This is a genomic window from Sphingopyxis sp. (assembly GCF_019459305.1).
GTDB lineage: Bacteria > Pseudomonadota > Alphaproteobacteria > Sphingomonadales > Sphingomonadaceae > Sphingopyxis.
The window spans coordinates 1-25,293 of record NZ_JAIBES010000036.1 but is presented as its reverse complement, the minus strand read 5'-3'; the positions used below and the strand labels follow the sequence as shown (position 1 = coordinate 25,293).

Sequence of the window (25,293 nt, the reverse complement as noted above, 5' to 3'; positions counted from 1 at the left end):
AATGCCCGGTGAGGGAGAAGCGCAGTGACTACCCTCCTCGCCCTGTTCTGGCGTGACCTGAAACGCGCGTGGGGCAGCGGGGCGTTGTGGTTGCCGGTGCTGTTCTTCCTGCTCGTCGCGACCGCCTTTCCTTTCGCGGTGGGGCCCGACGCGCCGTTACTGCGGCGTGCGGGCGGCGGGATGGTTTGGGTCGCGGCGTTGCTGGCGGCGTTGCTGCCAATCGACCGGCTGGTGCGGCCCGACCGCGATGCCGGGGTGCTCGACCAGCTGGCGGTGCGCGGGATCGCCGACGAGGTGATCGCGGCGGTGAAGATTTTGGCGCACACGATTGCGTTCGGGCTGCCACTGATGATCGCCCTGTTCCCGGCGGCGGCGTTGCTGGCGCAGGATGCGGCGCGGATGGAGGTGCTGGCGACGGGGATTGCGATTGCGATCCCGGCGCTGGCGTCGCTGGCGGTGCTTAGCGCGGCGCTGACCGCGGGGTTGAAGGGCGGGAGCGCGATCGGCGGGCTGTTGGTGCTGCCGCTGGCGGTGCCGCTGCTGATCTTTGGCGCCGGGATGCTCGACCCGTCGGGGCGCGGGGCGATGAAATTGCTGGGCGCGACGAGTTTGCTGCTGACGATGATCGGGCCGTTTGCTGCCGGGGCGGCGATGCGCGGGCTCAGGGAATAGCTGCTTTATCGTTTCTCGAACCGCGTCAGGCCGGCGCCCAGTTCATTCGCACCAATGGCCAGTGCTTCACCGCTCCAGTCGGCGACGAACACCGATTTGCGGTTTAACCCCGACGGCAGGCTGGCGCGGTTGCCCGCGATCGCCAGGCCGCGCGACGGATTCTTGCGCTCTTCGGCCGCGACGGCGATGAGCGCCGAATAATTTTCCTTGTCGCGCCCCTGCACGAACATGTTGTTCGCGATCTGGCCGACCGATCCCGACGGGAGGTCGATCATGTAATTGGTGCCCGTTCCCTGCGTGTCGTCAAAACTATTGTCGTTGATGTCGACCGTAATCGCGCGGGTTTTGAGATAGTGTCCGCCACTGCCCTTTTCGAACCGGGTCCGCGTCACGACGACCTTGCCGTAAATGCCGGTATAGACGCTGTGCGCGCAGCTGAGCCCACGGTCGCAGCGACCGAGGCGCGAGAAGGTAGAGCGGTCGATGGTCAGCGATGCGCCCGGATCGTTGGCGGTCAAAATACCTTCTTCGCTGTTGCGGAACATTGCGTTCACGACATCGAGGTCGCTCGTTTCGAGCCGGATGCCAGCGCCATTGCCGTCGGGAACGCGCATGTTCTGGAACACCAGCCCGTCGATCCGCGCGCCCGCACCGCGCAGTACCAGCGCCGCCTTGCCCTCGCAGGTAACGCCGTCGAAGATCGCCCGGCCGGGCTCGGCGGCGACAAAGGCAATGCGCCCTGCGGTTTGTACGGCGCAGTCGCGGTGATAGCCGGGGGCGATGCGGATCGTTCCCTCGCCTTCACCGATCGCATCGACCGCGTCCTGAAGCCGTCCGAAGCTCTCGCCATCAATGCTGTAAGGTGCCCCGGCGGTCTGCGCGGGCAGCGGTGCCGGGACGACGAGCAGCGGCAGGGCGAACAGCGGCAACAAAGGCCGACGGAGCAGAGACATTACCATGCAATCGTTATAGCGCGTATCGCGCCGGCAGTCGTTCGCGAAGACGGTTAACCGGCCGCCCGTCCCGTTGTCGGACAAACGCGTCCGATGAGGTTAATCCAGATTGGGCCGCAGCCAGCGCGTCGCGGTCTCCAGGTCAACGCCGCGGCGCCGCGCATAATCCTCCAGCTGGTCGCTGCCGATGCGCGCCACGCCGAAATACTGGCTTTCGGGGTGCCCGAAATAGAAGCCGCTGACCGCCGCGGTGGGCAACATGGCAAAATTTTCGGTTAGCACCAGCCCGGCATTCTCCCCTGCCGCGAGCAGATCGAACAGGATCGGTTTCAGGCTGTGATCGGGACAGGCGGGATAGCCCGGTGCCGGACGGATGCCGCGATATTCTTCCTTGATCAACGCCTCGTTGGTCAGCTGCTCGCCGGGCGCATAGCCCCACAGGGTGGTGCGGACATGCTGGTGCAGCCGCTCGGCGAACGCCTCGGCAAACCGATCCGCCAGGGCTTTCAGCAGGATGTCGGAATAATCGTCCTTGTCGGCGCGGAAGCGCTCGGAATGCGGCTCGATACCATGGATGCCGACCGCGAAGCCGCCGATCCAGTCGCCTGCCGGATCGATGAAGTCGGCAAGGCACATATTGGCGCGGTCGCGGCTTTTCTTGATCTGCTGCCGCAGGAAGGGGAGCGTCACATGGCGCTCTTCTTCGACGATATGGAGCGTCACATCATCGCCGTCGCGCGCGCAGGGCCAGAAGGCGCAGACGCCGCGCGCGGTCAGCCATTTTTCGGCGATCAGCTGGTCGAGCATCGCGTCGGCATCGGCCTTGAGCGCGCGCGCCGTCTCGCCGACTACCTCGTCGTCCATGATCGACGGCCAGGTGCCGTGCAATTCCCACGCACGAAAGAAGGGCGTCCAATCGATGCAGTCGCGCAGATCGTCGAGCGACCAGTCGTCGAAGCGGTGCAGCCCGGGTTGTAGCGGCGGCGCGGGTTTATCGCTGAGATAGGCGTCATAATAATTGGCGCGCGCTTCTTCGAGGGTGTGGAGGACGCTCTGTCCCTTGCCCGCCCGCACGTCGCGGATATGGCCATAGTCGTCCTTGTAACCCTGCACATAGGCGTCGCGCCCAGTGTCGCTGACCAGCGCCGTCGCCCCCCCCCCCCCGCGGCTCGCGTCGAGGACGTGGAGCACCGGCCCCTGATAGGCCGGATCGATGCGCAGCGCGGTGTGGACCTTCGACGTCGTCGCGCCGCCGATCAGCAGCGGCATCGTCATCCCGGCGCGCTGCATTTCTTCGGCAACCGTCACCATCTCATCGAGCGAGGGGGTGATCAGGCCGGAGAGGCCGATCATGTCGGCGTCATTCTCGTTCGCCGCCTCAAGGATTTTCGACCACGGCACCATGACGCCAAGGTCGACGATCTCGAAGCCATTGCATTGCAGTACGACGCCGACGATATTCTTGCCGATGTCGTGGACGTCGCCCTTGACGGTCGCCATCACAACCTTGCCCTTGCCCTTCGCGCCCGGCTCTTTGGCGGCTTCGATAAAGGGCAGCAGATGCGCAACCGCCTTCTTCATCACGCGCGCTGATTTGACGACTTGCGGCAGGAACATCTTGCCCGATCCGAACAGGTCGCCGACGACGTTCATGCCGTCCATCAACGGCCCCTCGATCACCTCTATCGGGCGCGGCAACAGCTGGCGCATTTCTTCGGTGTCTTCGACGACATAGGCGTCGATGCCCTTGACCAGCGCATGTTCGAGCCGCTTGGCGACGTCCCAGCCGCGCCATTCCTCGGCGGCCTTTTCCTGCGCGGGGTTGCTGCCCTTATAGCGTTCGGCGAGCGCGATCAGACGTTCGGTCGGGCTTTCGGCCTCGCCGTCTTTCTTGCGGTTAAGCACGACATCCTCGCACGCCTCGCGCAGTTCGGGATCGATCGTGTCGTACACGTCGAGCTGTCCGGCGTTGACGATCGCCATATCGAGCCCGGCGGGGATCGCATGATAAAGGAAGACGCTGTGCATCGCGCGGCGCACCGTCTCGTTGCCGCGAAAGCCGAACGACAGGTTCGACAGGCCGCCCGAGAAATGAACATGCGGACAGCGAACGCGGATCACCTTTACCGCCTCGATGAAGTCGACCGCATAATTGTCATGCTCTTCCAGCCCCGTCGCGACCGCGAAGACGTTGGGATCGAAGATGATGTCCTCGGGGGGAAAGCCGATGGTCATCAGCAGTTTGTAGGCGCGCTCGCAAATTTCGATCTTGCGGTCCATCGTGTCGGCCTGCCCGACCTCGTCGAACGCCATGACGACCACCGCGGCGCCGTAAGCCATGCATTTGCGGGCATGGGCGAGAAAAGCCTCTTCGCCTTCCTTCATGCTGATCGAATTGACGATCGGCTTGCCGGGGACGCATTTCAGCCCCGCCTCGATCACGCTCCATTTCGAGCTGTCGATCATCACCGGCACCCGCGCGATGTCGGGTTCGGCGGCGATGAGCTTCAGGAAGGTCGTCATCGCATATTCGGCGTCGAGCAGCCCCTCGTCCATGTTGACGTCGATCACCTGCGCACCATTCTCGACCTGCTGGCGCGCAACCTCGACCGCCGCGGCATAATCGTCGGCGAGGATCAACTTCTTGAACGCTGCCGATCCGGTGACGTTGGTGCGCTCGCCGATATTGACGAAGTTGGTGGCGGAGGCGGTTGTCTCGGTCATGTCATGCTTTCAAGCCCCTCCCCTTCAGGGGTGGGGTTGGGGTGGGGGTCGCAGGAGGGAGCAAGGCCGCTGGGCCCATCCCGCTGCGACTGGCCAGCAACCTGGCAAGTCTCACTGCCCCTCCCCTGAAGGGGAGGGGGTAAAATCACGCCGCCATCGTGAATGGCTCCAGCCCCGCGAGCCGCGTCCGCACTGGCACTTGCGGAATCTGCCGCGCGGGCAAGCCCGCCACGGCTCTTGCCATCGCCGCGATATGCGCGGGGGTCGAACCGCAGCAACCGCCAAGGATATTGACCTGCCCATGCTCGGCCCATTCGCGCACCAGCTCCGCTGTGGTCTCGGGCAGTTCGTCATATTCGCCGAGTTCGTTGGGGAGGCCGGCGTTCGGATAGACCATCACCAGCGCATCGGCGATTCCGGAGAGAACCTTTACATGCGGACGCAGCTGCGCCGCGCCGAACGAGCAGTTCAGGCCGATGGTCAGCGGCTTCGCGTGGCGTACCGCGTACCAGAACGCCTCGACCGTGTGCCCCGAAAGGTTGCGGCCCGACAGGTCGGTGAGCGTCATCGAAATCATCAGCGGCAGTTCGCGGCCGACCTTCGCCTCGGCCTCCAGCACCGCAGCGATCCCCGCCTTGGCATTGAGCGTATCGAAGATCGTCTCGATCAGAATGAAGTCCGCTCCACCCTCGGCCAGCGCGACGACCTGTTCCAGATAGACGTCCTTCAACTCGTCGAAATCGATCTCGCGGTACCCGGGATTGTTGACATCGGGCGACAGCGACAACGTCTTGTTCGTCGGCCCTACCGCGCCCGCGATAAAGCGGCGGCGACCGTCCAGCGCCTCATACTTGTTGGCGGCTTCGCGCCCCAATCGCGCGCTTTCATGGTTGATGGCGGCGACGAGATGTTCGGCGCCATAATCAGCCTGGCTGATCCGGTTGGCGCTGAAGGTGTTGGTCGACACGATGTCCGACCCCGCCGCCAGATAAGCTTCGCCGATCGCGGCGACCACGTCGGCGCGGGTCAGCGCAAGAACGTCGTTGTTGCCTTTCTGGTCGTGGGCCAGACCAAGGTTTCCGGCATAGTCGGCCTCGACCAGCTTGCGATCCTGGATCTGCGTCCCCCAGCCGCCGTCGGTGAGCAGGATGCGCTCCTTCGCCGCCGCCACCAATGCTTCGCGTGCGCTTGTCATGCTGCCTGATCCTTCGCGGGCGAAACCGGACGCAATCCCAGCAGATGACAGATGGCATAGCTGAGTTCGGCGCGGTTCAATGTGTAGAAATGGAAATCGCGGACCCCGCCCGCGTACAGGCGGCGGCACATTTCGGCGGCAATGGTCGCCGCCACCAACTGGCGCGCGGCGGGATGATCGTCGAGGCCGTCGAACAGCGACACCATCCACGCCGGAATCGCGGTGCCGCACATGTCGGCGATCCGGCGCGTCTGCGACACATTCGACACCGGCAGGATGCCCGGAATGATCGGCGCGTCGATCCCAGATGCGGCAGCCATATCTCGGAAACGCAGGAAGCTGTCGGGCGTGAAAAAGAATTGCGTGATCGCGCGCGTCGCCCCGGCGTCGAGCTTGCGCTTCAGATTGTCGAGATCGGCCTGCGGACAATCGGCGTCGGGGTGCGTTTCAGGATAGGCGGCGACCGAGATTTCAAACGGCGCGACTGCCTTCAATCCAGCGACCAGTTCGACGGCATTGGCATAGCCCTCCGGATGCGCGCTGTACGGCGCCCCGCCCGGCACATCGCCACGCAGCGCCACAATGTGCCGCACTCCGGCCTCCCAATAGGCTTCCGCCACCTCGTTGATTTCCGCGCGCGATGCCTCGACGCAGGTCAGGTGGGCCGCGGGCGGTACGGCGCTTTCGGCGGCGATGCGCGCGACGGTCGCATGAGTGCGTTCGCGCGTCGAACCGCCGGCGCCATAGGTGACCGACACGAAACGCGGCGCCAGCGGTTCAAGCGTGCGGAACGTGTCCCACAGCTGCGCTTCCATCTTTTCGGTCTTGGGCGGGAAAAATTCGAAGCTGACGCCGATGTCTCCGTCCAGATTGGCGAACAGCGGCGATGCCGCAGCGCGGCGCGCTTCCGCGAGCGAGTTCAAGTTCGACGTCATGCCGCAAGCCTTTTGCTTTGCCCGTCGCCATCATGGGCGACTGGCGGTTGATCTTCGTTGCTGCGACGGCGGCCAAGCCAGAGCTTGACGACCAGCTCGCCGCCTTCGAGCGTTTGGGTGTTTTCGAGCAGCAACCCGGTCGAAGCGAACCAACCGCGGATCTGCGCGTCCGAAAAGCCGAGGCGTGCGTGCGCCGCCTGATCGCGCAGCGCCTCATCATCATGCGGCGCAAAATCGACGATCAGCAGATGGCCGCCGCCGCGCAGCACCCGGCTCGCTTCGGCAATCACCCGATCAGGCTCGTGCGCAAAGTGAAGCGCCTGATGGATGACGATGCTGTCGACGCTGGCGTCGCCGACCGGCAGGTTCAGGAAATCGCCCTGCACCAGATCGACCGGGACCGCCTGCCCCGCCAGCTTAGCGCGCGCGATGCGCAGCATTTCGGGGCTACGATCGAGTGCGGTGATCCGGCGCGCAGTCGGCGCGAAGATTTCTGCCATCCGGCCGGTGCCGGTGCCGATGTCGAGCAGATGGCCCAAACGACGGTTGTGCATCATCGCCAGCATGGCCGCCTCGACCTCGCTTTCGGCGACGTGGCGCGAACGGATCGCGTCCCATTCGGCGGCATGTTCGGCAAAATAGCGTGCAGCCACCGCGGCGCGTTCATCGCGCACCGCCGCCAGCCGCCGCGCGTCATGCGCGATGACTAGCGCCTCGCGCGTTGAAAACGGCCAGCTTTCGGCCTGGCCGATGATGTCGGCAATCGGGCCGTTCTTGGCGATCCGCAGGAACACCCAGCTCCCTTCGCGCCGCCGCTCGACAATCCCCGCTTCAACGAGGATACGGACATGGCGCGAGACGCGCGGCTGGCTCTGGTCGAGTACGACCGCCAGTTCACCGATCGCCAGTTCCATTTCGCGCAGCAGCGCAACGACTCGCAAGCGCGTCGGGTCGGCCAGGGCACGAAAGATGTCGATCAGCTCGCTCATGATTACGCATATAAAGATTTCTTTATATGCGGTCAACCAGTGCCTGCTCCCCTATTTCAGCCACGTGGAGCCAGACCCGATAGGCTTTGCGCCCAAACATCCCGGCCCGCGAGAAAAAGGACGTTGCACGCCATTTGCCGAGCGACTATTTCTGCGCGTGATTGGCATATTCCGGGATCGATCTGTTCCTGTGCCGGTCGATCAGTTCAATCCGAGAGGGGTTTCCCAAATGAAAAAATCGATCACCATGTCGCTCGTCCTTGCCGCGTCGCTCGGCCTCGCCGCTTGCGGTGAAAAGGCTGCCGACGACACAGCCGTCACCACCGAAGAGGCCGCAACGGTCGAGGGCGCTGCTGACGGCGCGATGGAAGCTGCCGAAGGCGCTGCTGACGCCGCAGCAACCGCTGACGCCGCTGCTGAAGGCGCAGCCGACGCTGCTGCTGCTGGCGACACTGCCGTTGCTGCCGACAAGGCGACCGAAGCTGCTGACGCCGCCAAGGAAGCTGCCGACGCTGCCAAGGGCGCGATGGAAGAAGCCAAGAAGTAAGCTTCTTACCGGCCGTTCGGTCGAAGGAACAAGGGGGTCGCCGGTTCGCCGACGGCCCCTTTTTCCTTTTGGGATATGCGAACCGCAGCGCGGTTGCCAAGCCCCTGATCCATCGCTAACCCTCTAAAGCCATGATCGGTCACTCGATCATTGCATTCGAAAGGAATTACCCATGCGCAAGATTCTCATCGCTTCGATGGCCGCTGCAGCCTTCAGCCTCACTGCCTGCTCGGAAAAGACCCAGGACGCTGCGGGCGAAACCGCTGACTCGATGGCTGACGATGCTGCCGCCACCGGCGACGCAATGGCAGAGGGCGCAGCCGACGCTGCCGACGCCACTGCCGAAGCGACTGCTGACGCCGGTAATGCCGTCGAAGGCACGGTGAATGCTGCCGGCGACGCCGTCGATGCGGCTGGCGACAAGGTTGCAGAAGAAACCGCCAAGGCCGAAGCGAACGACAAGTAAGTCGTTGGCGCGCGTCTGAGCGTGCGACTATGGAAGGGCTCCATCCTTGGCGGATGGAGCCCTTTTTCGTGGGAGATCGGATAATGGACAGCCGCAAGCTCAATACCGCGCTGACCGCTGCGGCGGCGCTCATGCTGGTCGCGGGGTGCAGCCGCACCGATAACGAACCCGGTCCCGGCGGGGTTACGGTCAGCGAGGCGAAGGCGCTCGACGATGCTGCCGAAATGCTCGAAAGCCGCGACAACCTGCCCGCGGACACCACAGCCACCGAACGCGCGAAGGCGAACAAATAACGCCTTCCCCTTGAGGCACGGCGGCGTTAATCTGCTCGGGCCTCGCGACTGGCGCTGAAGATGGGTATCCATCAGGGAACGAGGCTGGCCAAACGGCCATGTCGAGCCGCGCGCCTGGGTGATCCATGACCAGCGCAAGGACATCCGCATGACCGACACCCCCGCCGCCCCAGCCGCTACCACGATCGTTTTCCTGCTCTTTCCAGGCATCACCCAACTCGATTTCACCGCGCCCGCGCAGGCGCTATGCCGAATGCCCGGTGCGCGTCTGGTCGGTGCTGCCGCCAGCCGCGATCCGATCGCCACCGACAGCGGTTTTTCGATCTTGCCGACCGACGATTTCGCCAGCTGTCCGCAGGCCGATATCCTTTGCGTCCCGGGCGGGCATGGCGTCGCCGAGGCGCTGGGCGATGCCGCGACGATCGACTTCATCGCGCGACAGGCCGCGGCGGCAAAGTGGGTGACCAGCGTGTGCACCGGCGCCTTCCTGCTCGGCCGCGCCGGGTTATTGACGGGCAAGCGCGCGACGACGCATTGGGCCTATGCCCATCTGCTGCCGCTGGTCGGCGCCGAAACGGTGAAGGCGCGAATCGTCGAGGATGGCAATCTGGTGACCAGCGGCGGGGTGACGTCGGGGCTCGATTTCGCGCTGACGCTGATCGGCCGATGGCACGGCGACGCGGTGGCGCAGGCGATCCAGCTCGCGATCGAATATGACCCCGCCCCGCCCTATATCGGCGGCCACCCCGACCGCACGCCGCCAGCGATCACCGCCGGGTTGAAAGCGCGCGTGTATGACGCCGCCGCAGAGCGGATGGAGCGGGCGCTTATAGGCCCGTTATGATCCTCCCGATCGCGTAGCGATGGGAGGTGGCAGCGCGAAGCGCTGACGGAGGGGCCATGACGCGCCGTTGCTGCCCCTCCAACATCCGCTTCACGGACGCCCCCCCCTCCCCATGCCCACGACACAGGAAGGAATTTGGCTAACTACAGTCCGCGAGGGCGACTTCGTATAGCTTCGGCCAGTATTTGCCGGTGACGAACAGGCGCTTGTTTTTCGCGTCCCATGCGATGCCGTTGAGGACGCTGTCTTGTCCCCTGGCGCCGGCCTGTTCCTTCAGTCCCGACAGGTCGACGTAGGATTTGATATTGCCATTCGCAGGGTCGATCCGCACGATCATGTCGGTCATCCACACATTGGCCCAGACCTCGCCGTCGATCGTCTCCAATTCGTTCAGCATCGCCAGCGGACGGGTGCCAAAGCGCACCGTCACGCGCCGCTGCTCGGTCATCGTCGCGGGATCGAAAAAACGCAGCTGTGAAGTGCCGTCGCTAAGCACGAGGCTGTCGCCGACCAGCGTTACCCCCCAGCCCTCGCCCGCATATTTGAACTTGCCGACGGGTTTCAGATCCTTGATCCGCCAACGGTTGCCGACCCCGCCCTGCCAGGTGACGCCGATAATCTGGTCGCGCCAGCGAGTGATGCCTTCACCGAACTGGTTTGACAGCAATTTTGTCTGTGCGAGCGCCTTTCCGGTCTTGAGATCAAGCCGCGCGACGCGTGAGCGGCCGTAGTGGCCGGTGGCTTCGTAGAGATGGCCAGTGTCCCAGAACAGGCCCTGGGTGAAGCTGGTCGTATCGTGCGGATAGGTCTCGACTATACGATAGCCGCAGCGCTCTATCGGCTGGACCGGGTCGACGATCATGGCGAGGGCTAAGAACAAGCTCATGCAGCCTTGCTATGCGGGGCCGCGTGAACAGGCAATGACAGAAGCGCCGCGCCCCTGCGAAGGCAGGTGCCCATCCGATGATGTCGTCATTCTGCGCCCCTTGCTCTGAATTTCGACGCCGGATGATGGGCCCCATACTTCGCGGGGGCGCAGATACGAAAAAGGGCCGGAGGATTGCTCCCCCGGCCCTTCTTGTCAGCTTGCGCCGAGCGGTAAGCGTTTGGACTTAGAAGTCCATGCCGCCCATGCCGCCCATGCCGCCGCCACCCATGGGCATGGCGGGCTTGTCGTCGGGCGATTCGGCGATGCCAGCTTCGGTGGTGATCAGCAGACCAGCAACCGAAGCTGCGTCCTGCAGCGCGATGCGGACGACCTTGGTAGGGTCGATGACACCGGCCTTGACCAGATCTTCATAGACATCGGTCGAAGCGTTGAAGCCGAAGTTGCTGTCCTTTTGGTCGAACAGCTTGCCGGCGACGACACCGCCGTCGAAACCGGCGTTTTCGGCGATCTGGCGAACCGGAGCCTGCAGCGCACGACGGATGATGTCGATGCCGCGGGTCTGGTCTTCGTTGATGCCGGTCAGGCCTTCGAGCGCCTTGGTGGCGTACAGAAGTGCGGTACCGCCGCCGGGGACGATGCCTTCTTCGACCGCAGCGCGGGTTGCGTGGAGGGCGTCATCGACGCGATCCTTGCGTTCCTTCACTTCGACTTCCGAAGCGCCGCCGACCTTGATGACCGCAACGCCGCCAGCGAGCTTCGCCAGACGTTCCTGCAGCTTTTCCTTGTCGTAATCGCTGGTCGTCGTTTCGATCTGCGCCCGGATCTGCTCGACGCGGCCCTTGATCGTGTCGGCATCGCCGGCACCATCGACGATCGTCGTGTTGTCCTTGTCGATCGTGACGCGCTTGGCCTGGCCGAGCATGTTCAGCGTGACGGTTTCGAGCTTGATACCCAGGTCTTCGCTGATCATTTCACCGTTGGTGAGGATCGCGATGTCCTGCAGCATCGCCTTGCGGCGATCGCCGAAGCCCGGCGCTTTGACGGCCGCGACCTTCAAGCCGCCGCGCAGGCGGTTGACCACCAGCGTGGCGAGCGCTTCGCCTTCGATATCTTCGGCGATGATCAGCAGCGGACGGCCCGACTGCACAACCGCTTCGAGAATCGGCAGCATCGACTGGAGGTTCGACAGCTTCTTTTCAAAGATCAGGATGTACGGATCGGCCAGCTCGACGAGCATCTTTTCCGGGTTGGTGATGAAGTAAGGCGACAGGTAGCCACGGTCGAACTGCATGCCTTCGACAACGTCGAGCTCGAAATCGAGACCCTTGGCTTCTTCGACGGTGATCACGCCTTCCTTGCCGACCTTGTCCATCGCCTGCGCGATTTTCTCGCCGACTTCGGTGTCGCCATTGGCCGAGATGATACCGACCTGCGCGATTTCGGCGGTGCCCGAAACCGGCTTCGACTGCGCCTTGATCGTTTCGACAACCTTGGTGACCGCGAGGTCGATGCCGCGCTTCAGATCCATCGGGTTCATGCCAGCGGCAACCGACTTCATGCCTTCGCGGACGATCGCCTGCGCCAATACGGTCGCGGTGGTCGTGCCGTCACCGGCCAGGTCGTTGGTCTTCGAAGCGACTTCGCGGACCATTTGCGCGCCCATGTTTTCGAACTTGTCCTTGAGTTCGATTTCCTTGGCGACGGTGACGCCGTCCTTGGTGATCCGCGGGGCGCCGAAGCTCTTGTCGATGACGACATTGCGGCCCTTGGGGCCGAGGGTCACCTTCACCGCGTCGGCGAGGATGTCGACGCCGCGCATAATGCGTTCGCGGGCGTCGCGGCTAAATTTTACGTCTTTTGCAGCCATGGGCTTATTCCTTTCAAAGGCGCAGAAAACTGCGCAACTTCACTCGAGATTCGATCAAATCGCTCAGGCGATGACGCCGAGGATGTCCGATTCCTTCATGATCAACAGCTCTTCGCCATCGACCTTGACTTCAGTGCCCGACCATTTGCCGAACAGGATGCGGTCGCCGGCCTTGACGTCGAGCGGGGTCACCTTACCGTCATCGGCGCGGGCGCCCGAACCGACGGAGACGACTTCGCCTTCCTGCGGCTTTTCCTTGGCGGTGTCGGGAATGATGATGCCGCCAGCCGTTTTTTCTTCGGCTTCGATACGGCGGACGAGCACTCGGTCGTGCAGCGGACGAAATTGCATGGATATCCCTCCAATGATGCAATGGATGTGATTTAGCACTCACAGGGTATGAGTGCTAACAGACGGGCATATGGGTGGGTCATGTGACAGCGTCAAGGCAAGCGGCGGAAAAATTTCCGCGTTCTGCCACTATAACGGCAGCGCCCGAAAAACGGGATGTCGAGACGCGATGTGATCGCGTCGCCGGCCGCGGCCCTCCGCCCGCCAATCTATGCCGCCGAGGGTAGCAACCCCAACCGTTCGCGCTGCATCCAGCGCGTGAGCATCAGCACCGCGACAATGCCTAGACCGATGGCGAGCCCGGTCCAGATGCCGACCCCGCCCCACTCACGCTCGAACGCCAGCCAGGCGCCGACACCGATGCCGATGACCCAATAGCCCAGCAACGCGAACAGCATCGGCACAAAGGTGTCTTGCAAGCCGCGCAGCATGCCCTGCGCCACGACCTGCGCGCCGTCGGCGACCTGGAACAGCGCCGCAACGATCAGGAAGCTTACCGCCAGTTCGGCGACCTCGGCATTTGCCGGATCGCTGCGATCGATGAACAGGCCGGCGAGCTGGCCGGGGATCGTCAGCATGATCAGCGCCATCACCGCCATGAAACCGGTGCCCATGACAAAGCTGCTCCACCCGGCGCGGCGAATGTGTGCGGCATCGCCGCGACCATGGCCGATGCCAACGCGAACGGTCGCCGCCTGCGCCAGCCCCATTGGAACCATGAAGGTCAGCGACGCCAGTTGCAGCGCCACGGCATGCGCAGCGACCGCGGCGGTCGAAATCCAGCCCATCAGCATGACGGCGGCGGTGAACACCCCCGCTTCAAACGCATGACTGATGGCGATCGGCGTGCCGATACGCGTCATTTCGGCGAAGCGCGGCCAGTCGCTGCGCCACCACCGCCCCAGCAGATGGTACCGGCGAAACTGGCGATCTCGATACACCACCACGATCATCAGCGCGACCATCACCAGGTTGGTGAGCACGCTGCCCACCCCGGCGCCGACAACGCCGAGCGCCGGCATGCCGAACCTGCCGAAGATCAGCGAGTAGTTGAACAGGATGTTGCCCAGCACCCCGACCACGCCGACAATCAGCGACCAGCGTGGACGTTCCAGCGCGGCGAGGAAGTTGCGGAACGCCAGCGTCGTCAAAAACAACGGGATCGACCACATATAGGCGCGGATATAGTCCTGCGCGAGCGCCGAGAGCCGCGCGTCCTGACCGAGCAGCGTCAGAATCGCGCCGGTGTTCCACAAGATGATCAGCAACGGCACCGACAGCATCGCGACGAGCCACAAGGTCTGCCGAAAGGTCCGGCGAATATCGCGAACCGAATGCCGGAAGCGCCCGATTTCGCTGGCCATCAGCGGCGACGCGCCCATGACCAAACCCATGCCGAAAATGGCGAGCAGCATCGACAGGTTAAAGCCAAGCGACGAGGCAGCCAGCTCGGTCGGCCCCAGCCATCCGACCATCAATACGTCGGTCGCCCCGATCAGCGACATCGTCAGATTCGTCAGAATCAGCGGCCAGGCAAGCGCCAGCGTGGCGCGGAACTCCGCACGATATCCCTGCGGCTTTTCCGCGGTCAAAGGGATGGCCTGCTGCAACATAGCCGGCCCGGATAGGCGCGGCGGTGCGGCGGTTCAATCGCGGGTGGTGATTGGCGGGATTTTGGAGGACGGGGGTGGCAAAAAGGCAACAGCGACAGGCGTGATAATCCTCCCTGTCGCGAAGCGATGGGGAGGTGGCAGCGCGAAGCGCTGACGGAGGGGCCATGGCGTAACGTCGTCGCCCCGCCACCACTCGCCTGCGGCGAGCGGTCCCCCCTCCCCATGGCTTGGCCACAGGGAGGATCGCTTTATCTCACCCCCGCCACATCTCGACCATCTCGAACGCAAACGCCCCAAAGGTCAGCGTCAGCCCGACGACGAACAACCGGTACGCATAGGCCAGATAGCGATATTTACGCCGCGCGAGGACGATTCCGTTTTGATAGGTGTCGCGCAGCATCGTTTCGTAGAGATCTTCCTCCGTGCGCAGCCGAGCCTTGACCGCGTCGATGAACTCATCCTCCTCCATCTGCGAAAAGCGTCCGAAGAACAGGATGTTGCTGTGGTCCTTGCCGTCCTTGTACATGATCGGCGGCGCCTTACCGACGCGCGGCAGCACCGCGGATACGGCGAGCAGCGCCGACAGGAAGGAAAAGGTCGCGAGGATCGTCAGCGGCATCGCCAGCGCCCCCGCCCCGGCACGCGCTTGCCCGACCGCGAGGGTAAACACGACGAACGTCGCGCCCATCAGGATTGATGCCTTTTGATCAGCCATTTGCGACAGCTGCATCGTCAGTTGCTGGTTGGTGCGCACCAGATGCACTGCGTTCGGCGGAAACGAAACCGCGGGCGGCGTCGGTGGTGTCGATGCGTTTTCGCTGTCCATGGCTTGTCCCCCGCCTTAGCAATGCGCCAGCGACCCGTCACAGCGATGCCATGAAGTGCCGCCAGCGGCAAGATGCTGCCCTGTTCCCGCCGCATTCGCTTGCCAATCGGACCATGGCGCGGCATGCCCGCGCGCAACATTATATCTTTATGGGACGCACCACATGAGCACTGCCCTGCGCGACCAGATTTTCGGCCTGATCAGCCCCTTCAACAAAAAGGGCGTCGAGCTGACCGACGCGACGACCTTTGCCGGCGACCTTGAATGGGACAGCCTGACGGTGATGGATTTTGTCGCCGAGGTCGAAGACACGTTCGACATCATCATCAGCATGAACATGCAGGCCGAGATCGAGACCGTGGGCCAGCTGGTCGCGGCGGTCGAGAAATTGCAGGGCTGAAACCCCAGGTTTCCCCGCGAAAGCCGGGGTCCACATGGCCCCGCGCGACACCTCTGGACCCCGGCTTTCGCCGGGGAACATGAAAGAAATACCATGACCGACCTCTTCTCGAAATTCGATCCGCTGATCCAGCAGCGCGAAACCCTGCTCGCGACCGGGGTCACCGATCCGTACAATCTGGTGATGGAAAAGGTGATCTCGCCGACCGTCGCGATCTGCAACGGACGCGAGACGATCCTGCTCGGCACCTATAATTATATGGGAATGACGTTCGACGAGGATGTCATTGCCGCAGGCAAGGACGCGCTCGACAAATTCGGCAGCGGCACCACCGGCAGCCGCGTCCTCAACGGCACCTATCAGGGTCACAAGGAGTGCGAAGAAGCGCTCAAGGAATTCTACGCCATGGATCATGCCATGGTGTTTTCAACGGGTTATCAGGCAAACCTTGGCATCATCAGTACGATCGCGGGCAAGGGCGACTATGTCATCCTCGATATCGACAGCCATGCGTCGATCTATGACGGCTGCGCGATGGGCAATGCCGAAATCGTCGCGTTTCGTCACAATGATGTCGAAGCACTCGAAAAACGGCTGAAGCGCCTGCCGCCGGAAGCGGGCAAGCTGGTCGTGCTCGAGGGCGTCTATTCGATGCTCGGCGACGTCGCCCCGCTCAAGGAAATGATCCGCGTTTCCAAGGAAAACGGCGCGATGGTGCTAGTCGACGAGGCGCATTCGATGGGCTTCATCGGCGAAAATGGTCGCGGGGTTGCCGAGGCGCAGGGCGTCATCGACGACGTCGATTTCATCATCGGCACCTTCAGCAAGAGCGTCGGCACCGTCGGCGGTTTCTGCGTGTCGAACCATCCGAAGTTCGAAATCCTGCGGCTGGTGTGCCGTCCCTATGTGTTTACCGCGTCGCTGCCGCCCAGCGTTGTTGCGACCGCAGCGACTAGCATTCGCAAGCTGATGCACGGGTCGAACAAGCGCGCACATCTGTGGGAAAATTCCAAGGTGCTTCACAAGGGGCTGCGCGATCTGGGCTTCACGCTCGGCACCGACGAGCCGCAATCGGCGATCATCGCAGTGATCATGCCCGACCTCGAACAGGGCGCGATGATGTGGGAGGCGCTGCTCGAGGAAGGGTTGTACGTCAACCTCGCTCGCCCGCCTGCGACCCCTGCTAATATGACGCTCTTGCGCTGCTCGCTGTGCGCCGAGCATACGATCGAGCAGGTCGGCGAAATCCTTTGCCGCTTCGAACGCGCGGGCAAGCGCATCGGGATTATCGGCTGAGCCGAGCCGCTCCGCCGACCAGCGGATTCCTTTTTGCGCCGAACCGAAGCGGCGCGGATTTCGGCGCTTTGCGGCGCGGCGCTTGTCCGGTAAGACAGGCGCGTGTTCGAGCGGGATGGCGATACCGAAACCGAAACGCAGCGAGAGCGGCTCCGCTTCTGGCTGACGATCGGCATGGCGACGATGCTGACCGGCATCGTCGGGGCGCTTGTCCTGCTCCTCGCGCGCGCCAGCGACAATTATGACCAGTCTCTCGGCTGGCAGACGCAGAGCCTGGAAGTCATCTCGCAGACCCGCTCGCTCGACGCTTCGATCGCGCGCGCCGAGGCAGCGCTTGGCCGATTTGCCGTTGGACTGCAGAAGGAAGACGGCCGCGTCTATGAACAGCAATGGGGGCTGGCGCGGCAATATCTGACGCGCCTCGATCGCAGCGTGCGGGACAATGCCGCCCAATCGAAGCTGGTCGATCAACTGACGACCGAAATGGACAGCCGCGGTCGCCAGCTCGGGGACGCCGCGCTCAGCGCTAACTATAATCAGACCGTCGCCGCTATTTCCAAATATCACGCGGCGGGCCACGATGCCGTGCTTAGCCGCATCGACAATTTGCTGACCCAGATCATCGCGAATGAACGCGCGCTGCTGCGCGAACGCAACCGGGTCGCCGCGAACGATCGCGCCAGCCTGAACCAAGCGATATTGCTGTTCACCTTGCTCGGGGCTGCGATCGCCGCGGTGGCGATCGGCACGACCTTCTCGTTCGTCCGCGCCGAAGCCGAACGCCGGGTTGCGCGTCGTGAGCAGGTCGCCGAAAGCGACCGCGCGATGCAGTTGGAGGAAGCGGTCGAGGCCCGCACCGCCGAACTGGAACAAGCCAATATCGCGCTGCGCAGCGAGATGACCGAACGCGTGGCGGCCGAGGCGCAGCTGCGGCAGGCGCAGAAGATGGAGGCGGTCGGCCAGCTGACCGGCGGCATCGCGCATGATTTCAACAATATGCTGGCGGTTGTTGTCGGTGGACTCGAACTCGCGCAGCGCTGGCTGCCGGGCGAGCCTGAAAAGGCCGAGCGCCACCTGTCCAACGCACTCGACGGCGCCAATCGCGCCGCCGACCTGACGCGGCGGTTGCTCACTTTTGCCCGCTCCGAATCCGCGCGCCCTGAAATGACGGATATCGATGCCTGCATTGAGGGGTTCGCCGAACTGATTTCACGGACAATTGGCGACCGCATTGCGCTGACGCTGGATTTGCAGGCGCGCGACCTCGCCTGCTGGCTCGACCGTCAGCAGTTCGAAAATGCGCTGCTCAACCTCGCCGTCAATGCGCGCGACGCGATGGACGGACATGGCGCGCTGACGATCCGCACGCTGGACGATGAAGACGGCACGGCGCTGGCGGTGCAGGTGATCGACACCGGTTGCGGTATGGCGCCCGAGGTTCTCGAGCGCGTGTTCGATCCCTTTTACACCACCAAGCCCGCAGGTCAGGGGACGGGGCTGGGCATGAGCCAGGTGTTTGCCTTTTGCCGCCAGTCGGGCGGCGAGGTGCAGATTTCGTCGACCGAGGGCGAAGGCACCAGCGTCGCGATGCTGTTGCCGGTGGCAACCCGCCAAACCGACCGCGTGGCAGAGCCGGTTTCCGGTCAGACCGAGGGAGCGACCACTCCGGCCGAAGTGCTGAGGATTTTGGTGGTCGAGGACGACGAACGCGTGCTCACCGCTACGGTCGATGCGGTCAGCGAACTCGGTCACACTGTTGTCGCCTGCGGCAATCCGCTGGAGGCCGAGGCGTTGGTCGAGGGGCGACTGGCCGATGGCCAGGGCGGCTTCGACCTGATCCTGTCCGACGTGTTGATGCCCGAACTGACCGGCCCCGAAATGGTCGCGCAGCTCAAACAGCGCTGGCCCGACCTTTCGGTTTTGTTCGTCACCGGCTATGCGGGCGATGCGAGCGAGGTCGCCAGTTTCGGCGACCATGACGTGCTGCGCAAACCCTTCACCCTCACCGCGCTGGACCAGGCGATCCGGCGGTGCGGCGATGCGCGAGCGATCGAGGGGCAGCGGCTGGTCGTCTAAATCATCGGTCGTCCCGGCAACGAGCCGTTATCGGATTGCCCCGCCCTTGATCAGGCGCGGTACCAGCGTCAGTGCGGCAACCAGAGGCCAACGGCGCTGCCACGGTTTGATCTCGATCTTGGTCCCCGCATGGCGATTGATCTTCCACGCCAGATAATCGATCCCTCCCGCATAGGTCAGGCTGGCCTTGGCGAGCCGTGCGATGCTGAGCGCCTTGCCTTCAATCCTCCGCCGTCCCCACGCGCCGCCGCGCGTGCCGGTCGGAATTGCCGCGATCGCGGGAAGGCTAAAGCGGTCGTAGCGATCGGCGTCGGCATCGACCACCGACTGCGCGCGGCCCGTCCGTTCAGCGCGCAGCTCGACCGAATAGGTGAGCGCAAAGGCGCGCCGCCACCAGTCGAGCGGTGCCTCGCCGTCGATCGCGCCCGCTGCCGCCAGCAAGGTCGGCGCGGCGCGCGCCACCGCGGCCATGGCGCACTCCCGCGCGGTCTCGTCGACCGCCCAGACCAACCGCGACGGCTGCGCAAAGCGCGCCCAAACCGACACATTGAGCGTCTCTGCACCATTCAGCCGGTGAAAATCGGCCTCGCTGAGCACCGCGTATTTGGCGATCAACCCGCCATGCTGGAACGGAAAGACATTGGGGGGGATCAGCTGGTTGGCCGCCGCCATCCAGCGCTTGGGATAGGCATCGGTATAGTCCGACACGATCAGGTAGAAATCGAGCATCAGCCCATGGAGCTCACTCTCGCGCAGACAGCTGCCGTAAAACAGCAGCGCGCGGGCGCTGCCCGGATATTCGGCGGCGATCGCCTGCGCCATAGCGGTGACGCGCGCATCGACTGGGATCGACAATTCGGCGCGGACCAGATCGATCAGGCTGGACATGCGCGAACGCTCAGGCGGCGAGGCGCAGGAACGGGACAGGCTGCGTCGAGGTCAGGATGATCGGCATGCCGTGCTTCGCCTGAAAAATTTCGCCGTCGAGGATGACGTTCGAGCGTTCGCCCTCGATACGGATTTCGTCACCCTGCTGAAAATGCACGCCATCGAGCTGGTTCTGCCCCAACGTTCCGCGCCAGGTCGCGCCGAGCATGCGGAACAGCGCGCCCAGACCGCGTTCGACCGCGAGCAATTTCATTTGCCCGCTCTGCCCGGCGGTATCGTTGGTGCGGATGCTGAGCAGCAGTTTTTCCAGCGTGGTGACGATCAGCAGCGAGAATTTGCCTTTGAACTCGCCCTGCCGGATCAACGACACGGTCATCGCCTCGGGCTTGGGAGGCAGGCGCCCGCCGCCGAGGCCAAACAGCAACGCGAACAAGCCCAGAATCGCCGCGAGGAAATGCGAGACGCCATTGGGCAGGCCAAGCGGATAGATGCGGTTGCGGCAATAAAGCATGACATCGGCAAGATAGGCACCGCCGAGGAACATGCCGAGCACCGGGCGCGCTTCGCCGCCACGGTCGAGCGAGATCAGCTGGCGCTGGATCACATGGTCTTCAAGGCGCCCCGATTCGACCAGTTCGATCACCCGCTGCAACGCCTTGATCGGATCGCCTACGGCGCCCAGGTCCAGCGCGATCAAATTGGTCTTGCCGTTGGGCAGCACCGCGACCGGCGGCGGTGAACCGCCGAAATGGCCGCCCGAATAGAGCTCGGTCAGCGCCGCTTGCACCGTGCCATCGCCGCCGTTGACGACGACGATGCGCGGGCTGACCATCGCGATGGTGCGGATCGCTTCGCCGATCTGGTCGACATGTTCGACTTCATAGTGGAAAATATCGGGATGTGCCGCGCAATATTCGCGAACCCGCGGCAACAGGGCACGGTTGCCTGTCGAACGCGGATTGGAAAGAAGCGCGACGCTGGCCATATATTTCCTATTCGACCGGGTCGAACGACAGGCCGTTGACGTAATTCAGCACCACCGGCACGCGCCGGGTGGCATCGCCGACGGCAAAGCTGACCGTCGCCAATTTGGGCTTCCGCTTGAAGATGAAATCGGTGACCTTCATATCAGGATTGCCCGACAGGCCCGCACCATCGCTGCGGTCCGATTTGCCGTTGCCATTCAGATCGTGGCGAACCGACACGACATAGCTGCCCTGCTGCTTCACCGGCACGCAGACCGACATGGTGCCGCCTCGCGACACGGGAATATCAACGCGCTCGATCCATTTGCGCTTTTCCAGATAGTTGCTGTTCGCGCTGTAAATCTGCACGCGCAGCGTTCCGGTGCGCGCCTTGAAACCGCGCACATCGACCTGCACCGCGGTGGCGTTGCTGTTGCATAGCGCGGCCGCTGGACCCAGTGCCGCACCCTGCGCCGCGACGGGCGCAATCAGCGCTCCGGCAGCACCCGCGGCGAGCAGCCCGGCGATTAAAATTTTCGACATGACCTCAATACCTCCAGAGGTTATAGCCACGCCAGCAAACGCAAAAGCACATGCTGGCACGGGTCCCTGTCGCCCTTGATCGGCATATCGGAACCATTTGCGGCCAAATCATGGTGATGGGGCGACGAAAGATTGAATAAGCTGCCTGCCATCGACCGCTACATCGCGCGTCTCATTTTCTTTCCCATGGTGGGTACGCTGGTGCTGTCGGCGATGCTGCTGGTGCTGGAAAAGATGCTGCGCCTGTTCGATTTCGTCGCCACCGAGGGCGGACCGGTCAGCATCGTGTGGCGGATGCTCGCCAATCTGATCCCCGAATATCTCTCGCTGGGTATCCCGATCGGATTGATGCTGGGGATTTTGCTGGCTTTTCGTAAGCTTGCGACGACGAGCGAGCTTGACGTGCTGAAGGGCGTCGGGATGAGCTTTGGGCGCCTGATGCGCATACCCTTTGCCTTTGCGATCGCGCTCGCGGCGCTCAATCTGGCGATCGTCGGCTTCATTCAACCGGTTGCGCGCTACGCCTATGAAGGCCTGCAATTCGAGCTGCGCTCGGGCGCGCTGGGGGCATCGATCAAGGTCGGCGAGTTCACCAAGCTCGGTGACCGCATGACGCTGCGGATCGAGGAAAGCTATGATGACGGAAAGTCGCTGCGCGGCATTTTCGTGCGCGGCGACAACAATGACGGGCAGCGCGTGTCGGCGACCGCGGCGCGCGGCCAGTTCCTCGCCACCGACGATCCAAACACGATCATCCTGCGTTTGACACAAGGTGTGCTGATCCACGAATCGCCGAGATTTTCGGCGCCGCGCGTGCTGACCTTCGACAATCACGACCTGCCGATCCCGCTGCCCAAGATCGAGGCGTTCCGCTTGCGCGGCGGGGCCGACCGCGAAATGACGATCCCGGAGCTGTTCGTCGCGGGCAAGGATCAAAGCCAGTCCGAGCAGACGCGGCTCGAATCGCGCGCCAATTTCCATTTCCGCATCGTCGAAGTGTTATCGATGTTCCTGATCCCGCTGATCGCAATCGCGCTGGCGATCCCGCCCAAGCGATCGACCTCGTCGCTCGGCGTCTTCCTGTCGATCGTGCTGCTGGTGACCCAGCACAAGATCAACCAATATGCAGAGGATATGGGCGCGCGCGGGGTGATCGATCCGGTGATCGCGCTATGGGTGCCGTTCCTGATGTTCGCGGCGCTGGCGATCTGGATGTATTATGTCGTCGCACATGTGCCCGGCGGCCAGCCGATCGGCGCGCTCGAACGCGTGGCGGCGAAGGCAGCGCAAAAGATCCGCGGCCTGCTGACGCTGTTCCAGCGCAAGCCCCGGGCGGTGGAGAGTCTGACCTAAATGCACCAGCTCCACTTTTTCCCGTCGCGCACGATGGCGTTCTATGTCGGCCGCCTGTTCCTGATCCGCTCCTTCTCGATCCTGTTCGCGCTGGTGCTGATCCTGCAAACGCTCGACCTGCTGGGTGAGAGCGGCAAGATCCTGGCGGTTGCGGGCAACAGCGATTCGGATGTCTGGCGCTATGTCGGGATGCGGTTGCCGCAGATAATCGAAACGTTCCTGCCCTTTTCGGTGCTGCTTGGGACGATCCTTACGCTGATCACGCTGAACCAGAACAGCGAGGTCGTCGCGATGAAGGCGTCGGGGATGTCGGCACATCAGGTGCTGGCGCCGTTGTTCCTCGCCGCGCTGCTGGTCGCGGGAATCAGCTTTGCCTTTAACGAACGGATCGTCACCCGCTCGACCGCCGCGCTCAGCGCCTGGCAAAAGGTCGAGTATAAACGCGTGCCCGCCGACAATGGGGTGCGCAGCAACATCTGGGTGCGCGACGGCGACGATCTGATCAACGCCGAGACGGTCGAGACCGGCGGGCCGTCGATCATCCTGCGCGGCGTCACCATTTACGAGCGGACCGGCGGGGTGCTGTCGTCAATGCTCAAAGCCGACAGCGCGCGCTCGGTGGCGGGTGGATGGGAAATGTCGGGCGCGACGCGCTTCCTGCGTCGGTCGGGCACCGTCGAGCCGCTCGGGACGATCATCGCCGCGAAGAACGTGCGCCCCGACCAGTTCACGCTGGCGCAGGTTGATGGCGACGAATTGCCCTTCCTCCAGCTCCGCGCGGCGATCGCCGATCTCGAGGCCGCAGGACGACCGGTCAACGCGCTGAAAGGTGTACTGTGGCACAAGATTTCGGGACCGCTGTCGGCGATATTGATGCCGCTTCTCGGTGCGGTCGCGGCGTTCGGGCTCGCGCGATCGGGCAAGCTATTCATCCGTGCGATTTTCGGCATGGCGCTGGGGTTCGCCTACTTCGTGGCCGACAATTTCGCGCTCGCGATGGGCGATCTGGGCGCCTACTCGCCGTTTCTCGCCGCGTGGGGCCCGTTCATCCTGTTTGCACTGATTGGTGAGACGATTTTGATTAGGACCGAGGAATAGGCTCAGTCTGCGCCAGGAACGGGGATTGCCCCTTCATTTATCTTATCGTTACAGGCAGATAATCCCCTATTCAGGCTTTCTGTCGGTCTCGGATTGTCTAGGCGAGCCAGTCTCCGCCAAACTTGAACATCGACAACCCAGCAGCCCGGGCTTCGTTTCAGACTTTCATAAATTCGATCTTCCCACTCGTTGCTCGAAACAATTTTGGGATCGAGATAGGCCGGGGCGTCACGTCGCACAGCGCGAAAAGGCGGCATAATATGCATAAACGACGTCCATGTCCGACGCATCGGGATAACGGTCGCTGTAATTATGTTGCCAATTCAGGAAATGAATACCGCCATCAAAGGCCCAATTTTTCGACAAGCCGTTCACTGTCTTTGGCCAAAGACTCAAGGCTTTGGTTATCCTTTCGGCTTTTGTTATTTTTCGCCCCGCTTGGTCACACTAGTCTTCCGGAGCCACCGGTGGGGCAGAGCAACCTGGCAGGACGATGAAAGCCAACGCTGCGCTCAGAATTCTCACGCTGAAGCCTATCCATGTTCGCCGCTTCAGTCAGACCGCAGCTCCCCGCGCTGACCCCGCCACCAGATTTGCAACCAGCTTCGGCAAGCTGTCGTAGTTCGCGCCATGATATTGCGAATCAGTCGGCAGCACGTCCTGCAGCCGGCGATGTGCTTCGGCCAGCGCATGATAGGGAACACCCGGAAGCAGATGGTGCAGTGCGTGATAGCGCAGCCCGACCGGCGCCCACAGCTCAGGCAGCACCCCCGGCGGCGGGACGTTGACGCTGTCGAGGAACTGACCGGTCACGGTCAGCACCTCGCCGTCATTTTCCCACAGATGCGCCACCAAAGTACGGATCTGGTTGAGCACCAGCGTCGCCGCGGCAATCGCGCCAAAGATCAGCAGCGCGCGCAGCGGCACCCAGCCGAACACGCCCGCGGCGATCAGCAGGCTAGACCACGCCCACGCGCCGCCTTCCTGCCATGCCCACATTCGACGAAACTCGCCGTTGGGCGCCTTGCGGCGGAACAGCGGGTTGATGATCATCCCCGAATAGCGCTCGACAACAATGCGGCGCAGCGGCGGGATCAGGAACGACAGCGGGGTCAGCACCGCATAGCGGAACAGCAGCGCGAGCGGCGCAAAGGCCGCGGCGACGACAAACAGCGGCACCGTCCACGGCTTCATCAGCGCAAGCGGCAGATATTCGGGATCCTCGACCGTGCCATATCTGGTGCGGTTGTGGTGCAGGCTGTGGATGCCCTCATACATATACGACGGGATCAGCAGCGGCACGCCGACGAGCAAATTCCAGCCAAAACGAAAGCCCGGCAGCGCATTTTTGCGGATGTGGGTGAGCTCGTGGATGAAGCTGCCCGCGCGATAAAGCGCGAGGATCGCGACCAAAGCGGCGGCAAGCGCCCACGCAGTCGTGGGCGGGCCAAAAAGGCCCCCCCCCCCCCCCGAACCCATAGACGCCCACCCCCCAAAAAAGGTCGAAGAA

25 protein-coding genes are annotated in these 25,293 nt (G+C 63.3%); 10 read left to right on the top strand and 15 right to left on the bottom strand.

Annotation, left to right across the window (positions count from 1 at the left end; all coding sequences use genetic code 11):
- The first annotated feature begins 24 nt into the window (after nt 1-24).
- Nucleotides 25-672: a heme exporter protein CcmB gene (locus tag K0M74_RS04110; RefSeq protein WP_293968368.1), complete on the top strand. Its 648-nt coding sequence runs from the start codon at nt 25-27 to the stop codon at nt 670-672.
- A 5-nt stretch (nt 673-677) separates the two neighbouring features.
- On the opposite strand, the gene K0M74_RS04105 is transcribed toward K0M74_RS04110, so the two are convergent.
- The 5 genes from K0M74_RS04105 to K0M74_RS04085 all read right to left on the bottom strand — a co-directional run bounded on the left by K0M74_RS04105 (nt 678) and on the right by K0M74_RS04085 (nt 7,468).
- On the bottom strand, nt 678-1,631 hold the full coding sequence (locus tag K0M74_RS04105) for a right-handed parallel beta-helix repeat-containing protein (RefSeq protein ID WP_293968365.1): 954 nt from the start codon (nt 1,629-1,631) through the stop codon (nt 678-680).
- A gap of 93 nt (nt 1,632-1,724) precedes the next feature.
- Complete coding sequence (metH, locus tag K0M74_RS04100) at nt 1,725-4,349, bottom strand: methionine synthase (protein WP_293968362.1); 2,625 nt, start codon at nt 4,347-4,349, stop codon at nt 1,725-1,727.
- A gap of 145 nt (nt 4,350-4,494) precedes the next feature.
- Nucleotides 4,495-5,544: a homocysteine S-methyltransferase family protein gene (locus tag K0M74_RS04095; protein WP_293968360.1), complete on the bottom strand. Its 1,050-nt coding sequence runs from the start codon at nt 5,542-5,544 to the stop codon at nt 4,495-4,497.
- Nucleotides 5,541-6,479: a methylenetetrahydrofolate reductase gene (gene metF, locus K0M74_RS04090; protein ID WP_293968357.1), complete on the bottom strand. Its 939-nt coding sequence runs from the start codon at nt 6,477-6,479 to the stop codon at nt 5,541-5,543. The genes K0M74_RS04095 and metF overlap by 4 nt, the downstream gene beginning before the upstream one ends.
- A complete protein-coding gene (locus K0M74_RS04085; protein ID WP_293968354.1) occupies nt 6,476-7,468 on the bottom strand; it encodes a metalloregulator ArsR/SmtB family transcription factor in 993 nt (330 codons plus the stop codon). The genes metF and K0M74_RS04085 overlap by 4 nt, the downstream gene beginning before the upstream one ends.
- A gap of 229 nt (nt 7,469-7,697) precedes the next feature.
- Between K0M74_RS04085 and K0M74_RS04080 the strand changes: the two genes are divergently transcribed.
- From K0M74_RS04080 to K0M74_RS04065, 4 genes are all read left to right on the top strand, one after another.
- Nucleotides 7,698-8,015 (top strand): hypothetical protein, encoded by a 318-nt coding sequence (locus tag K0M74_RS04080; RefSeq protein ID WP_293968352.1) that lies wholly within the window; start codon nt 7,698-7,700, stop codon nt 8,013-8,015.
- Nucleotides 8,016-8,187: 172 nt separating this feature from the next.
- The gene (locus tag K0M74_RS04075) at nt 8,188-8,481 is read left to right on the top strand and encodes an entericidin EcnAB (RefSeq protein WP_293968349.1); all 294 of its coding nucleotides are present in this window, start codon (nt 8,188-8,190) and stop codon (nt 8,479-8,481) included.
- 83 nt (nt 8,482-8,564) lie between these two features.
- Nucleotides 8,565-8,774 carry a hypothetical protein gene (locus tag K0M74_RS04070; protein WP_293968347.1) on the top strand — a complete coding sequence of 70 codons (210 nt, stop codon included), beginning with the start codon at nt 8,565-8,567 and terminating at the stop codon, nt 8,772-8,774.
- 148 nt (nt 8,775-8,922) lie between these two features.
- Nucleotides 8,923-9,618 carry a DJ-1/PfpI family protein gene (locus K0M74_RS04065; RefSeq protein ID WP_293968344.1) on the top strand — a complete coding sequence of 232 codons (696 nt, stop codon included), beginning with the start codon at nt 8,923-8,925 and terminating at the stop codon, nt 9,616-9,618.
- Nucleotides 9,619-9,757: 139 nt separating this feature from the next.
- Here the strand turns inward: K0M74_RS04065 and K0M74_RS04060 are convergent, their stop codons facing one another.
- From K0M74_RS04060 to K0M74_RS04040, 5 genes are all read right to left on the bottom strand, one after another.
- Complete coding sequence (locus K0M74_RS04060) at nt 9,758-10,504, bottom strand: glutaminyl-peptide cyclotransferase (protein WP_293968341.1); 747 nt, start codon at nt 10,502-10,504, stop codon at nt 9,758-9,760.
- Nucleotides 10,505-10,730: 226 nt separating this feature from the next.
- A complete protein-coding gene (gene groL, locus K0M74_RS04055) occupies nt 10,731-12,374 on the bottom strand; it encodes a chaperonin GroEL (RefSeq protein ID WP_293968336.1) in 1,644 nt (547 codons plus the stop codon).
- Nucleotides 12,375-12,437: 63 nt separating this feature from the next.
- Entirely contained in the window at nt 12,438-12,725 is a 288-nt protein-coding gene (gene groES / locus K0M74_RS04050; RefSeq protein ID WP_088440350.1) for a co-chaperone GroES, read from the bottom strand.
- 209 nt (nt 12,726-12,934) lie between these two features.
- A complete protein-coding gene (locus K0M74_RS04045; RefSeq protein ID WP_293968333.1) occupies nt 12,935-14,317 on the bottom strand; it encodes an MATE family efflux transporter in 1,383 nt (460 codons plus the stop codon).
- Nucleotides 14,318-14,591: 274 nt separating this feature from the next.
- Nucleotides 14,592-15,164, bottom strand: coding sequence for a Pycsar system effector family protein (locus K0M74_RS04040; protein ID WP_293968330.1), 573 nt, complete (start codon nt 15,162-15,164; stop codon nt 14,592-14,594).
- 163 nt (nt 15,165-15,327) lie between these two features.
- Here K0M74_RS04040 and K0M74_RS04035 point away from each other — a divergent pair, with 163 nt between their 5' ends.
- From K0M74_RS04035 to K0M74_RS04025, 3 genes are all read left to right on the top strand, one after another.
- Complete coding sequence (locus tag K0M74_RS04035) at nt 15,328-15,564, top strand: acyl carrier protein (protein ID WP_293968328.1); 237 nt, start codon at nt 15,328-15,330, stop codon at nt 15,562-15,564.
- A gap of 93 nt (nt 15,565-15,657) precedes the next feature.
- A complete protein-coding gene (locus K0M74_RS04030) occupies nt 15,658-16,860 on the top strand; it encodes an aminotransferase class I/II-fold pyridoxal phosphate-dependent enzyme (RefSeq protein WP_293968325.1) in 1,203 nt (400 codons plus the stop codon).
- 102 nt (nt 16,861-16,962) lie between these two features.
- The gene (locus tag K0M74_RS04025; protein ID WP_293968322.1) at nt 16,963-18,936 is read left to right on the top strand and encodes an ATP-binding protein; all 1,974 of its coding nucleotides are present in this window, start codon (nt 16,963-16,965) and stop codon (nt 18,934-18,936) included.
- A 27-nt stretch (nt 18,937-18,963) separates the two neighbouring features.
- Here K0M74_RS04025 and K0M74_RS04020 read toward each other — a convergent pair whose 3' ends face one another.
- From K0M74_RS04020 to K0M74_RS04010, 3 genes are read right to left on the bottom strand one after another with little or no spacing between them, the layout of a single operon-like run.
- Nucleotides 18,964-19,824, bottom strand: a complete 861-nt coding sequence (locus K0M74_RS04020) for a hypothetical protein (protein WP_293968319.1) — start codon at nt 19,822-19,824, stop codon at nt 18,964-18,966.
- Nucleotides 19,825-19,834: 10 nt separating this feature from the next.
- Nucleotides 19,835-20,809: a diacylglycerol kinase family protein gene (locus K0M74_RS04015; protein ID WP_293968316.1), complete on the bottom strand. Its 975-nt coding sequence runs from the start codon at nt 20,807-20,809 to the stop codon at nt 19,835-19,837.
- A 7-nt stretch (nt 20,810-20,816) separates the two neighbouring features.
- A complete protein-coding gene (locus tag K0M74_RS04010; protein WP_293968314.1) occupies nt 20,817-21,332 on the bottom strand; it encodes a DUF2141 domain-containing protein in 516 nt (171 codons plus the stop codon).
- Nucleotides 21,333-21,464: 132 nt separating this feature from the next.
- Here K0M74_RS04010 and lptF point away from each other — a divergent pair, with 132 nt between their 5' ends.
- The gene (gene lptF, locus K0M74_RS04005) at nt 21,465-22,685 is read left to right on the top strand and encodes an LPS export ABC transporter permease LptF (protein ID WP_293968312.1); all 1,221 of its coding nucleotides are present in this window, start codon (nt 21,465-21,467) and stop codon (nt 22,683-22,685) included.
- Entirely contained in the window at nt 22,686-23,783 is a 1,098-nt protein-coding gene (gene lptG / locus K0M74_RS04000; protein ID WP_293968310.1) for an LPS export ABC transporter permease LptG, read from the top strand.
- Between the two features lie 228 nt (nt 23,784-24,011).
- Here the strand turns inward: lptG and K0M74_RS03995 are convergent, their stop codons facing one another.
- Together K0M74_RS03995 and K0M74_RS03990 are read right to left on the bottom strand one after the other, a co-directional pair.
- Nucleotides 24,012-24,179: a hypothetical protein gene (locus tag K0M74_RS03995; RefSeq protein ID WP_293968307.1), complete on the bottom strand. Its 168-nt coding sequence runs from the start codon at nt 24,177-24,179 to the stop codon at nt 24,012-24,014.
- A 159-nt stretch (nt 24,180-24,338) separates the two neighbouring features.
- Nucleotides 24,339-25,293 (bottom strand): fatty acid desaturase (locus K0M74_RS03990; RefSeq protein ID WP_293968305.1); only part of this gene is annotated, 955 nt, incomplete at its 5' end.